This window comes from Candidatus Arcticimaribacter forsetii (assembly GCF_910589745.1).
Taxonomy (GTDB): domain Bacteria; phylum Bacteroidota; class Bacteroidia; order Flavobacteriales; family Flavobacteriaceae; genus Arcticimaribacter; species Arcticimaribacter forsetii.
This window is the reverse complement of record NZ_OU342399.1, coordinates 232254-245985: the sequence shown is the minus strand read 5'-3', so window position 1 is coordinate 245985 and position 13732 is coordinate 232254. Positions and strand designations below refer to the sequence as shown.

General features: G+C 34.1%; 11 protein-coding genes. 8 read left to right on the top strand and 3 right to left on the bottom strand.

Annotation, left to right across the window (positions count from 1 at the left end; all coding sequences use genetic code 11):
* Positions 1–8: 8 nt before the first annotated feature.
* Genes ileS through NG655_RS01230 form a run of 4 tightly spaced genes read left to right on the top strand, consistent with a single transcriptional unit; the run spans position 9 to position 5035 of the window.
* On the top strand, positions 9–3410 hold the full coding sequence (gene ileS, locus NG655_RS01245) for an isoleucine--tRNA ligase (protein WP_252157533.1): 3402 nt from the start codon (positions 9–11) through the stop codon (positions 3408–3410).
* A gap of 1 nt (position 3411) precedes the next feature.
* Complete coding sequence (locus NG655_RS01240) at positions 3412–3795, top strand: TraR/DksA family transcriptional regulator (protein WP_252157532.1); 384 nt, start codon at positions 3412–3414, stop codon at positions 3793–3795.
* 4 nt (positions 3796–3799) lie between these two features.
* Positions 3800–4360, top strand: a complete 561-nt coding sequence (locus tag NG655_RS01235) for a hypothetical protein (protein ID WP_252157531.1) — start codon at positions 3800–3802, stop codon at positions 4358–4360.
* A gap of 21 nt (positions 4361–4381) precedes the next feature.
* A complete protein-coding gene (locus NG655_RS01230; RefSeq protein WP_252157530.1) occupies positions 4382–5035 on the top strand; it encodes a lipoprotein signal peptidase in 654 nt (217 codons plus the stop codon).
* Here the strand turns inward: NG655_RS01230 and NG655_RS01225 are convergent.
* Positions 5032–5592 carry a 5-formyltetrahydrofolate cyclo-ligase gene (locus NG655_RS01225; RefSeq protein ID WP_252157529.1) on the bottom strand — a complete coding sequence of 187 codons (561 nt, stop codon included), beginning with the start codon at positions 5590–5592 and terminating at the stop codon, positions 5032–5034. The two genes, NG655_RS01230 and NG655_RS01225, sit on opposite strands and share 4 nt — an antisense overlap.
* A 66-nt stretch (positions 5593–5658) precedes the next feature.
* Between NG655_RS01225 and uvrC the strand changes: the two genes are divergently transcribed.
* From uvrC to pgi, 4 genes are all read left to right on the top strand, one after another.
* Positions 5659–7464 carry an excinuclease ABC subunit UvrC gene (gene uvrC, locus NG655_RS01220; protein ID WP_252157528.1) on the top strand — a complete coding sequence of 602 codons (1806 nt, stop codon included), beginning with the start codon at positions 5659–5661 and terminating at the stop codon, positions 7462–7464.
* A gap of 126 nt (positions 7465–7590) precedes the next feature.
* On the top strand, positions 7591–8349 hold the full coding sequence (locus NG655_RS01215; RefSeq protein ID WP_252157527.1) for a DUF3108 domain-containing protein: 759 nt from the start codon (positions 7591–7593) through the stop codon (positions 8347–8349).
* A 68-nt stretch (positions 8350–8417) separates the two neighbouring features.
* Positions 8418–9710: a M23 family metallopeptidase gene (locus NG655_RS01210; RefSeq protein ID WP_252157526.1), complete on the top strand. Its 1293-nt coding sequence runs from the start codon at positions 8418–8420 to the stop codon at positions 9708–9710.
* 4 nt (positions 9711–9714) lie between these two features.
* Complete coding sequence (gene pgi, locus NG655_RS01205) at positions 9715–11352, top strand: glucose-6-phosphate isomerase (RefSeq protein WP_252157525.1); 1638 nt, start codon at positions 9715–9717, stop codon at positions 11350–11352.
* Here the strand turns inward: pgi and recJ are convergent.
* Together recJ and rsmI are read right to left on the bottom strand one after the other, a co-directional pair.
* Positions 11349–13037, bottom strand: coding sequence for a single-stranded-DNA-specific exonuclease RecJ (recJ, locus tag NG655_RS01200; protein ID WP_252157524.1), 1689 nt, complete (start codon positions 13035–13037; stop codon positions 11349–11351). The two genes, pgi and recJ, sit on opposite strands and share 4 nt — an antisense overlap.
* Positions 13038–13715, bottom strand: coding sequence for a 16S rRNA (cytidine(1402)-2'-O)-methyltransferase (rsmI, locus tag NG655_RS01195; RefSeq protein ID WP_252157523.1), 678 nt, complete (start codon positions 13713–13715; stop codon positions 13038–13040).
* Positions 13716–13732 lie beyond the last annotated feature (17 nt).

The window sequence follows — 13732 nt, the reverse complement described above, 5'->3', positions numbered from 1 at the left end:
TATTCCCAATGGGTTTTAAAGAACATAAACAACTAAAGCTTTCGACAGTTTCTCAAGAGATTTTATCTTATTGGGAAGAGGAAGCAATTTTCGAAAAAAGTATAACCTCTAGAGAGGGTAAAACACCTTTTGTATTCTTCGAAGGACCTCCTTCTGCGAATGGAATGCCAGGGATTCATCACGTTATGGCTCGTGCTATAAAGGATATTTTCTGTCGTTACAAAACACAAAAAGGGTTTCAGGTTAAACGAAAAGCAGGTTGGGATACCCATGGATTACCTGTTGAACTTGGTGTAGAAAAAGAACTTGGAATTACCAAAGATGCTATTGGTAAAACTATAAGTATTGATGAATATAACGAAGCTTGTAAAAGTGCCGTTATGCGATACACCGATGTTTGGAATAGACTAACCAAAGAAATGGGTTACTGGGTGGATATGGAAGACCCTTATATTACCTATAAGTCTAAATACATTGAGTCTGTTTGGTGGTTATTAAAACAAATCTATGAAAAAGACCTTCTTTACAAAGGATATACCATTCAGCCATACTCGCCAAAAGCAGGAACTGGACTAAGTTCCCATGAGCTTAATCAGCCGGGAACTTACCAAGATGTTACCGATACAACAATTACTGCTCAATTTAAAACAATTAAAGAATCTCTTCCGGCTGCTCTTCAAGCAGAAGCAGATCTTTATATTCTTGCCTGGACAACTACGCCTTGGACCTTACCTTCAAATACTGCATTAACCGTAGGCAAAAAAATCAATTATGTAGTAATTGAAACATTCAACCAATACACACATCTACCTATTAGAGTCCTTTTAGCGGAAGCTTTAGTAGGAAAGCAATTTTCAGGAAAATACATCGCTGTCGAAAGTGAAGAAGACCTAAAATCATATACTTCGAAAGACAAGAAAATTCCATACCGAATAATAAACCAAATTTTGGGTTCTGACCTAGTTGGTGTTCGATATGAACAATTATGGAAAGATGCTCCGTTGCCTCTTACTAACCCTGAAGATGCGTTTAGAGTGATTTCAGGAGATTTTGTAACCACAGAAGATGGTACCGGAATCGTACACACTGCTCCAACTTTTGGAGCTGACGATGCTCAAGTTGCAAAAGAAGCTATACCGCCTGTTCCGCCCTTGTTGGTTTTAGATGCATACGGAAATGAACACCCTTTAGTTACTCTAGAAGGTAAATTCCATGAAGTTCTTGGATCCTTAGGTGGAAAATATGTGAAAAACGAATATTACCCAGAAGGAACAGCTCCCGAAAGATCCGTAGATGTTGAAATTGCTATTCAATTAAAAGAAGAAAATAGTGCTTTTAAAGTTGAAAAATATGTTCACTCCTACCCCAATTGTTGGAGAACAGATAAACCTATTTTATATTATCCCCTTGATTCCTGGTTTGTTAAAGTTTCATCTGAAAGAGACCGAATGGTTGAACTCAATAAAGAAATTAACTGGAAACCTAAATCAACAGGAGACGGAAGATTTGGAAACTGGTTAGCAAATGCTAACGACTGGAATTTATCTAGATCCCGTTTTTGGGGTATTCCCCTTCCTATTTGGAGAACAGAAGATGGTCAAGAAACCATTCTTATTGGTTCGATGGAAGAACTTGTTAAGGAAATTGAAAAAGCAATTTCTGCCGGTATAATGACTGAGAATCCTTTTTCAGATTTTGAGGTAGGAAATATGTCTGAACAGAACTACGACCTAATTGATCTACACAAAAACACAGTTGATAAAGTAATTCTGTCTAGTGCATCTGGGAAACCAATGAAAAGAGAAGCAGACCTCATTGATGTTTGGTTTGACTCTGGTTCCATGCCATATGCTCAATGGCATTACCCTTTTGAAAATAAAAAAAAAATTGACAACAATGAAACCTTTCCAGCCGATTATATTGCCGAGGGAGTTGATCAAACTCGAGGCTGGTTCTATACGCTTCATGCTATTGGAACTCTTGTTTTTGATTCCGTTGCATACAAAAATGTAGTCTCTAACGGATTAGTTTTAGACAAGAAGGGTCAAAAAATGTCAAAAAGACTAGGCAATGCAGCAGACCCATTTGAAACACTTAAAACATATGGAGCAGATGCTACGCGTTGGTATATGATTTCAAATGCTAATCCTTGGGATAATCTTAAGTTTGATCTTGATGGGATTGCTGAGGTTTCAAGAAAGTTTTTTGGAACACTACAAAACACCTATGCGTTCTTTAGTCTTTATGCCAACATTGATAAATTCACCTTTAAAGAAGATTCAATCCCTGTTTTACAAAGAACTGAAATGGATCAGTGGATTCTTTCTGAACTTAATAAACTAATTGCAACAGTCGATGAGGCTTACAACGATTATGAGCCTACCAAAGCAACTCGAGCAATATCAGAATTTGTTCAAGAAATTTTAAGTAATTGGTATGTTAGACTCTCTAGAAGAAGGTTCTGGAAAGGAGAATATCAAGAAGATAAGATTTCTGCCTATCAAACTCTATTTGAATGTTTACTAACTGTAAGTAAATTAATGGCTCCTGTAGCTCCTTTTTATGCAGACCGTTTATACCTAGACCTATGCAATGCAACAGGATATGAAAAAGAACAATCGGTTCATTTAGCTGATTTTCCAAAAGCTCAATCAGAACACAGAAATCAAGTGATGGAGGAACGAATGGAAAAAGCAAGAACCATTGCTTCTTTAGCTCTTTCTTTAAGAAAAAAAGAACAAATAAAAGTTAGACAGCCTTTACAGAAAGTAATGATTCCGGTCCGTAATTCATCTGAAAAAGAAGCAATTAAAGCTGTTGAAGAATTAATTCTTTCTGAAATTAATGTAAAGGAGTTAGAGCTTTTAGACGATGCTAGTGATATTCTTGTAAAAGAAATAAAGCCAAACTTCAAAACTCTAGGTCCACGATTTGGAAAAAACATGAGGTTTGTAGTGGCCGAAATCCAAAAGTTAGATGAAAATCAATTAAAAGCACTAGAGTCAGAACAAACAATAGAAATACTAGTTGAGGGTGAAAAAGTAACCCTAAGTAATACTGACTTAGACATTCAGTCAAAAGATATAGAAGGCTGGTTGGTTGCTAATAATAACGGAATTACTGTAGCATTAGACATTCAATTAAATGAGGAGTTAATCGAAGAAGGAATTGCAAGAGAATTAATTAACCGAATTCAAAATTTGAGAAAAGATGCTGGTTTTGAGGTTACTGATAAAATTATTTTATATTTGACACCTCACAAAGCATTAAATGATGCTTTAAAAAATAATTTACAGTATATTAAAACGGAAACTCTAACAGAAGAAATTCATATTCAAGATGAACTAGAAAATGGAGTGTTAGTAGAGTTTGATAATGTAAAAACATCTATATTAATTAAACAACATTAGTATGTCGTCAGAAATAAAAAACAGATACTCAGATAAAGAATTAGCTGAATTTAGAACACTAATCGAAGAGAAGATAGAAAAAGCACAAGAAGATTTAGAACTTCTTAAAAGCACCTATATGAATGATGGAAATAATGGGACAGACGATACCTCTCCAACATTTAAAGCATTTGAAGAAGGGTCTGAAACCATGTCCAAAGAAGCAAACACGCAGTTGGCCATTAGACAAGAAAAATTCATTCGTGATCTTAGAAACGCTTTGATTAGAATTGAAAATAAAACCTATGGAATTTGCCGTGTTACCAGCAAATTGATTCGTAAAGAACGCTTAGTTTTAGTTCCACATGCTACTTTAAGTATTGAAGCTAAGAACATCCAGAAGTAAATCAATGCTTCGCATTTTAGGTTTCTTTTTTTGCGGAATTCTATCTGGTCAAATTCAAGAAGCTCAGACTTGGGATGCAACTGAAATAAATTCAATTCATTTAAACTTCCCTTGGGCTAGCTCTATTTCTGTTTCTACTCATAAACACTCTTCAATTAAAGTTAAGTATCAAAAAGAAGGAGAGTACCAAAACCTATATTTAATTAGAAGTAACATAAAAGGTGCGGGATTTTATTTAGATGAATATGAAATGCCTAATTCTGAAAAACCAGGTGACAAGCTAAGTGCTCATAAAGTTGTTGCAAACCAAATAGAATTAGAAATTCCCGAATCGATGCTCCTTAATCTTGTTGCAAAAGAAGCGAAGATAAAGTGTTCCGGAATTTTTGAACTTTTAAACATTAATATAGATCATGGTTCTGCTGTATTCAGCATAAGCAACCCAAGCGGCGAAATAAAATCTCTGAGTGCAGACCTTCATTTTTTTGATTTATATGATTCAAAAATTCCAGAAAAACTAAATGTAAAAACTGCCATAGGAAATATACTAGTACACCCCAATTAAAATACTTATTTTTGAATCGTTATGACCTTACTTAGAAGTTCCTTTTTAAATCTTAATCGCAGAAAAGCTCTCATTCTTATTATACTTGTTTTAGTTATAGATCAAGTTTCTAAAATGTACATAAAACTCAATTTTCCACTTTCTGTTTATGGAGGAAATGCTATTGTAGATTGGGGGGTTTTTAAAATCCTATTCATCGAAAACAAAGGAATGGCGTGGGGAACTAAAATAAGTGATATTGTTCCGTTTATAAGTGAAGAAGTAGGAAAATTAATTCTTACTCTTTTCCGTTTGGTTGCGATTGCTTTTTTAGGAAACTGGCTTTGGAAAATTTTATCTACTAAAAGCTCACAATTATTAATATGGGCTTTGTGTTTAATTTTTGCTGGAGCAATCGGAAATATAATCGACTCTGTGTTTTATGGAATTTGGTTTTCGCATAGTTATGGGCAAATTGCAGAATTTATGCCAGAACAAGGATACGCTTCTCTTTTTTATGGACATGTTGTAGATATGCTTCAATTTCCATTAGCAACCTGGATTTGGCCCACTTGGGTTCCATTTGTTGGGGGAGAGTCCTATACTTTTTTTGAATACGTTTTCAATATTGCAGATTTTGCTATCAGTTGTGGAGTAGGAATCCTGCTGTTTTTTAATAAAAGAATTTTTGGTTAAAAACAATAAACACGCTCAGGTGTTACGCAATAATCCAGAGGCACGTCAGTAGCTTCAGAAACAATCTTTGATTGGTTATGATCAAAAAAAGAAAGTCCAATTTTAATACAATCTGGCTTACAAAGTGCTAAAAATCGATCATAAAACCCTTTTCCGTACCCAATTCGGCTTCCAGTTGAATCAAAAGCTAACAAAGGAATAAAAACGACATCAATTTTTGATGGTTCAATTTCGATTCCTGATCTTGGTTCTGGAATACCCAAAGAATTAACCTCAAAACAAGTCTGATCTGTCAATAAAAAATGCTGAAGGTTTTCCTTGTCAAGGATTTTTGGAACAACTATTTCTTTATCTTTTCCTTGCAAAAGCGTTAAAATTAAAGAAGTGTCAACCTCTTTTTGATCTTCTATAGTGAGAAACAAATGAAAAATCTGTTCCTCCCAAACAGGAAGTTCAAGACATTGATTTGCAATCTTCAAACTCCTTTCCATTACTTCATCTTCTGAAAGTTTTTCCCGGAGTTTTTTATAATGTGTCCTTATTTGAGATTTGTCCATGGTTAAAATTGTACTGACAAAGAAAATAATTATTTTCGTTAAAGAACTAATCCTTTTAAAATATAGATGAAAAGCGCTGCTTTAACTTTACAAATCCAAACATTACCGGAAGAGCCAGGCGTTTATCAATATTTTGATAAAAATGAGGTCATCATTTACATTGGTAAAGCAATTAACCTAAAGCGAAGGGTAAATTCATATTTTACTAAAAACCACGACAGTAATAAAACTAGATTGTTAGTGAAAAATATTGTTCGCATTGAACATATTGTTGTTGTAAGTGAAATGGATGCGCTTTTGTTGGAAAACAACCTCATCAAAAAATATAAACCTCGGTATAACATTCTTCTTAAAGATGATAAAACCTACCCTTGGATTTGCATTAAGAAAGAACGGTTCCCCAGAATTTTCTCAACAAGAAGAGTCATAAAAGACGGTTCGGATTACTATGGCCCGTATACCAATAAAAAAATGGTTTATATTTTATTGGATCTTATTCGTGGATTATACCCTATTCGCACCTGTACCTATGATTTATCTAAAGAAAAGGTAGCTGCTCAAAAATATAAAGTTTGTTTAGAATACCATTTGGGAAATTGCATGGCTCCCTGTGAAAATAAAATGACAGAACATCAATATGATCAAAACATAAAAGCGATCCGTTCTATTCTTAAAGGGAATTTTAAAGATTCATTACATGATTTTAAATCTCAAATGGAAAATCATGCAGTAAAAATGGAGTTTGAAGAAGCCCAAAAAATAAAAGAGAAATTAGAAATCCTAGAAAATTACCAGTCTAAATCAACTATTGTAAATCCTAAGATTAGTAACGTTGATGTTTTTTCTATTATTACAGATGAGCAATATGGGTATGTTAATTTTCTACAGCTTTCTTATGGTTCAATTATACGATCACATACAATTGAAATAAAGAAAAAATTAGATGAAAGTCCAGAAGAAATTTTGAGTTTAGCCATAATTGAAATTCGTCAACGTTTTAACTCACAATCCAAAGAAATATATTTACCCTTCGAGCTCAATTTTGGAAAACAAATAAAAGTAACCGTTCCACAGCTTGGAGACAAGAAGAAGATTTTAGACCTTTCTGAGCGAAATGCTAAATACTATCGAATGGAGCGTTTCAAACAGATTCAAATTGTTGATCCAGATCGACATACCGACCGATTAATGAGTCAAATGAAAATTGATTTACGTCTTTCTGAAGAACCAAGACATATAGAATGTTTTGATAACTCAAATTTACAAGGATCTAACCCAGTCGCTGCTTGTGTGGTTTTTAAAAATGGAAAACCTGCAAAAAAAGAGTACCGTCACTATAACATTAAAACAGTAGAAGGACCGGATGACTTTGCCTCTATGGAAGAGGTCGTTTATAGACGCTATAAAAGACTTTTAGAAGAAAATCAACCCATTCCACAATTAATAATTATTGATGGTGGAAAAGGTCAGTTGTCTTCTGCATTAAAAAGTTTAGATGTTCTTGGGTTGCGAGGAAAAATTGCAATTGTTGGAATTGCAAAAAGATTAGAAGAGATTTATTTTCCAGAAGATCCCGTTCCATTATATTTAGATAAAAAATCTGAAAGCCTAAAAGTGATTCAGTTTTTAAGAAATGAAGCCCACCGTTTTGGTATTACATTACACAGAAACAAAAGAAGTAAAGGAGCCATTAAATCTGGATTAGATACTATTCCAGGAATTGGACCGAAAACTAAAGAAAGTCTTCTGAAAAAATTCAAGTCCTTTAAAAGAATAAAAGAGGCCTCCAAAAAAGATTTAATTGAATTAATAGGGACTTCTAAAGGGTCTAATTTATATAATCACCTCCATGAGTTAAATAATAAAAATTGATGTTTTCTTTAACGTAATTACTCTTTTGATTTTACCCAAATTAATTATCTTTATTAATAAAAGCTATCCGTGTCACGAATAAAATTCATATTTCTTTTAAGTTTTCTTTTAACCAGTTTTGGGATTTTGGGACAAGCAAGATCAGACTCAAAAGCTGGACCTTCAGATGAGAATAGAAATGTGTTTATTGATGGAGAGTGGTTTCAATTTAGAATACACTACGGAATTCTTAATGCCAGCTATGTTACCTTAGGGTTAGAGAAAGACACCCTTGACAATGTGCCTGTATTTCATGCAAAAGGATATGGAGCAACCACTGGTATTGCTAAATTTTTTTATAAAGTCGAAGATTATTACGATAGTTATTTTAGTGAAGAAAGTGGTCTACCGTTATGGTTTATTAGAAACATTAATGAAGGTGGATATACTAAAAACCTTGAAATTAAATTTGATCATAAAAAAAGAGTTGCTAAAATCAACGACAAAAAAAATAACAAACGCCAAGAGATCAAAATAAATCCAAATGCTCAAGATCTAATCTCAGCTTTTTATTACCTCCGCAATGTCAAAAATATTTCTCAAATGAAAGTTGGGGAAAGTGTAAATATAAATATGTTTTTTGATGCAGAGAACTACTTGTTTAAACTAAAATATCTAGGGACAGAAACACTGAATACTAAATTTGGACAAATTCAATGCCGTAAATACATTCCTTATGTTCAAAGCGGACGGGTGTTTAAAGCAGAAGAAAGTGTAACGCTTTGGGTGAGTAATGATCAAAACCAAATACCCATTCGTTTTCAAGCAGACCTTGCTATTGGTTCCATTAAATGTGATCTTGAAAATTTTAAAAATTTGAAATATCCATTTGAAATTGAATTATAAAATTGTTGTTAAGTTTTTATCAAAAAACTATTTTGATAATCAAAACATTACGAAATTTGTGTTCGATTATGATAACCAAAAAAATCTCTTCAAAATTTTCAGCTTTTTATGTCTTTATTTTCATTTTGGCAATGGGTCTAGTATCCTGTAATAATATAGCCAATGATCCAAAAGAAAATACAGAAGTTGAGGAAATCGCGGAGCAGAAGTCGGACATAAAGTATGGCTTTGACTTTAATAAATTTAACGCCAAAGAGTTCAAAATTAAACGAGGTGATACTTTTGGAGATATTCTAGAACGCAACGGTATTGATTACCCTGAGGTATATAAAATACTTCAAGTTGTAAAAAAATCTAATGTTAACATCCGAAGATTACAAATTGGAAAGCCTTATACGCTTTTATTTACAAAGGATAGTCTGCCTAAAGCATATGCCTTTATTTATAAACCAAACGTCGAAAGCTACAGTGTAATTAAACTAAAAGATAGTTTGTTTGCCAAAAAAATTAAAAAACAAGTTCGTGTTGTTGAACTTGAAGCAACTGGGGTGATTAAATCATCGTTGTATGACACAATGAATCAGAGTGGATATAACGAAAACTTGACTTATTATTTATCTGATGTGTACGCATGGACCATTGATTTTAATAGGCTTAGTAAAGGAGATCGCTTCAAAGTAATCTATACAGAAAGATTTGTTGATGATAGTGTTTCTGTTGGGATTGAAAAAATAAAAGCCGCCTATTTTGAACATCGAAATAAGCCCCTTTATGCTTTTGAATTTAAGACGGACAGTATAAAAGGAATTGTAGACTATTTTGACAACAATGCCAAGAATTTAAGAAGAGCTTTTCTTAAAGCACCGGTGTCTTTCAGTAGAATTTCTTCTCGTTATAATTTAAAAAGAAGAATCGCATACTACGGTAGAGTTAAACCTCACAAAGGAACGGATTATGCTGCTCCTGTAGGTACTCCGATTATGGCTACAGCCAATGGAACGGTTACAAAATCTAGTTATAATAAAGGAAACGGGAACTATGTAAAGATTAAACATAACAACACATACGCTACACAATACCTCCACATGAAAAGAAAAAAAGTTCGAGTGGGTCAATTTGTAAAACAAGGAGATGTAATTGGATGGGTTGGAATGACCGGAAATACATCGGGTCCTCATGTATGTTATCGTTTTTGGAAAAACGGAAGACAAGTCGATCCGTACAAACAAAAATTACCTGAAGCTAAACCTATATCTAAAGAGTTAAAAAAAGAATTTTTAACCTTTATAGAACCTATAAAAACTCAACTTAATTGTTTGTCTTTTGAAGAAGAAAAAGATCCAACATTAGCAATGAATTAATCCTATGACATTAAACTCAATAAACCCCTCTAAAACCAAAGCGTGGAAAAAATTAGAAGCGCATTTCAAAACACAAAAAGAAGTAACCCTTCAAGATTCTTTTAATAATGAAGCTTCTAGATTTAAAAATATGTCCATTCATTGGGAAGATTTCCTTGTCGATTATTCTAAAAATCGGTTGAGCTCTGAAACACTTGCTCTTCTAAATGAGCTTGCAGATGAATGTGGTTTAAAAAACGCAATAGAAGCTTACTTTGAAGGTGCTGCAATAAACCAAACTGAAAATAGAGCCGTTTTACACACCGCTTTGAGAGCAAAAGAGAACGATCAAGTTTTTGTAGATGGTCTTGATGTGATTCCGGAAATTTTCGCAGTCAAAGAAAAAATTAGTCAGTTTACTAGCGCTATAATTTCTGGAGAACATAAAGGTTTTACGGGCAAAGAAATTACGGATGTTGTAAATATTGGAATTGGAGGTTCTGATCTTGGGCCAGCAATGATAGTTGAAGGTTTAGAGCATTATAAAAACCACTTAAACACGCATTTTGTTTCTAATGTTGAAGGAGATCATGTACATGAAATTCTTCGAAAACTGAACCCAGAAACTACATTGTTTGTTATTGTTTCTAAAACTTTCACTACACAAGAAACCTTAACAAATGCGAATACAATCCGAAAATGGTTTTTAAAATCTGCTAAAGAAGAAGCAATTGCCAAACACTTTGTTGCAGTTTCAACAAACCTCAAAAAAATTCAAGCATTTGGTATTCATCCAGACAATGTATTTCCAATGAAAGATTGGGTTGGAGGTAGATTTTCTTTATGGTCTGCTGTAGGATTAAGTGTTGCTCTTGCTGTAGGGGCAGAAAACTTTGAGTTACTACTTAAAGGGGCTAATTCAATGGATTCGCACTTTAGAAAAACACCTTTTGATCAGAACATTCCTGTTGTCCTCGCGCTGATTAGCATCTGGTATAATAATTTTTGGGGAGCAGAAAGTGAGGCAATTATTCCTTATACTCAATATCTCAGAAATCTTCCAGCCTACCTCCAACAAGGCATTATGGAGAGCAATGGAAAAAGTGTAGACAGAAACGGAGAACCTGTTGATTATCAAACGGGAACTATAATTTGGGGAGGTTCAGGGACTAATGCTCAACACGCTTTTTTTCAATTAATTCACCAAGGAACAAAACTAATTCCAGCAGATTTTATAGGTTTTAAAAGTTCACTTTATGGAGAAAAAGATCACCACCAAAAGTTAATGGCCAATTTTTTAGCACAGACCGAAGCTTTAATGCAAGGTAAAAATGGAGCAACTGTTGAGAAAGAATTATTAGAAGCTGGGAAAAATTCAGAAGCTATTAAAGCATTATTACCCTTTAAAATATTCGAAGGAAATCAACCCACCAATACCTTATTAATAGACAAATTAACTCCAGAAAGTTTAGGTAAACTTGTTTCAATGTATGAGCATAAAATATTTGTACAAGGGGTGATTTGGAATATTTTTAGCTATGATCAATGGGGCGTTGAACTTGGTAAACAATTAGCATCAGTGATTCTAACGGATATCACGAAAGAAACACAAAACAAACACGACCAATCTACTCAAGGGTTATTAAATCATTTGGATGCTTAAGAAGGCCTTAAGTCTTTTACTTTAAGTTGAAGAGATAGCGTACCATTCCATTCATTTTCATCGAGAGTGTACACCAAATCAAATGGTTTTTTCGATTGAATATGAGGTAAAAAATCTGCACGCCCAAATGCAATTCCTATCAATGGGTTTGGGCTTGATTTTATGGATAATCTTAAATGAGAACTATCGCTTCCAACGGCTTTAGAAAAGCCAGAATCAATGACTTTTTTTGTTCTAAAAACTGGTCGCATATTTTGAGGTCCAAAAGGTCCAAGCTGTTCTATTATTCTATAAAGCTTGGGGGTTAACTCCTCGAGCTTAACTTCTAAATCATAAACTACTGAGGGAATTCTTTGTTCTGGGAGTATTCGGTCTTTTACAACCTCTTCAAATTTAGCTTTAAAGTTTTCGTAATTTGATTTTTTAATTGTCAATCCAGCGGCATATTTATGCCCTCCAAATTGGACTATATGTTCTTTACACGCATCTAACGCTTCGTAAACATTAAATCCTTTTACAGAACGAACCGAACCAACCATAGTCTCTCCAATCAATGAAAACACTACAGTAGGACGATAATAAGTTTCTATTAATCTAGAAGCAACAATCCCGATAACTCCTTTATGCCAGTCTTCTTTAGAAACAACTGTACTATAACGGTCTTGTTCTTCCAGTTCCTCTATTAAAGCTAGTGCTTCCTTGGTTATTCTTAAATCAGTTGCTCTTCTATCTGTGTTAAATAATTCTATTTTTTTTGCTTTCTCTTCAATGAGTTCAGAATTGGTTTCAATTAAAAGATCAACTGCGTTAAGGGCGTGACTCATTCTTCCTGCAGCATTTATTCTAGGAGCTATAACAAAAACCAAATCGGTAATGCTTACAGGTTTTTTAAGCTGCTCTATAAAAGTTCTCAAGCCCTCTCTTGGGTTTGTTCTTAATTGCTCAATACCATGAAAAGCAAGAATTCTGTTCTCTCCTGTCATGGGAACAATATCTGCAGCAATAGCCGTCGCAACTAAATCTAAATAGGATTCTAATTCCCCTGAATCTTCTTCCCAAAAAGTTGTTAGAGCTTGAATTAATTTAAATCCAATTCCACAGCCACATAATTCTTTATACGGATAACCACAATCTTCGCGTTTAGGGTCCAAAACAGCACTAGCTTCTGGAATTTCATCGCCTGGTAAGTGGTGATCACAGATTATAAAATCTATTCCTTTAGTCTTTGCATAAGCTACTTTTTCGACTGCTTTAATACCGCAGTCTAAAGCAATAATTAATGTAATTCCTTTTTCTGAGGCTACATCAATTCCTTTGAACGATATCCCATACCCTTCCTCATAACGATCCGGAATGTAAGGTATAATGTTTTGAAAATAAGGCCTTAAAAAAGAGTACACTAAAGAAACAGAGGTTGTGCCATCAACATCATAATCTCCATATACCATTAGGGTCTCTTGTTCTCTACAAGCTTGATCTATACGATCAACTGCAAGATCCATGTCTTTCATTAAAAAAGGATCGTGCAAGTTTGCTAACTGAGGTCTAAAGAATGCTTTTGCAGTATCAAAATCTTCAATTCCTCTTTGAATTAATAGCGCAGCAATGGGTTCAGGAACTTGTAATTCTTCCTGAATTTTAATAACCTTGGTTAAATCTGGTTTTAATTTAGGTTCCCAGCGCATTTATTTTTTTGATTTTCCGGCGATACAGAGCACAAATTCTCCTTTTGGCGGCTTCTGTTCGAGATGTTGTTTTGCTTCTTCAATAGACCCCCTAAAAGTCTCTTCGTGTAACTTAGTTAATTCTCTCGAGAAACTAAGCTGTCGATCTGCTCCAAAAAACTCAATTAGCTGTGACAGTGTTTTTATTACCTTGTGTGGAGACTCATAAATAATTAGGGTTCTCGTTTCTTCTGAGAGTTGCATTAATCTTGTTTGTCTTCCTTTTTTTGGAGGTAAAAAACCCTCGAAAATAAAGCGTTCGTTAGGTAAGCCGCTTTGAACAAGGGCAGGCACAAAGGCTGTTGCTCCAGGTAAACATTCGGTTTCAATTTTATTGGCAATTGCTTCGCGAACTAATAAATATCCTGGGTCTGAAATTGCTGGAGTTCCTGCATCAGAAATTAGAGCAATTTGTTTTCCTTGTTTTAATTTAGAAATTATTGAAGCTAAAGTACTGTGTTCGTTATGCATATGATGACTTTGCAATGGAGCCGTAATTTCAAAGTGCTTCATGAGTTTCCCGCTCGTTCTAGTGTCTTCAGCCAAAATTAAATCAACCTGAGACAGCACCTCAACGGCACGATAAGTCATGTCCTTCAAATTCCCTATAGGAGTTGGAACTAAAAATAGTTTTCCCACGATCTTTTTAGATTTTT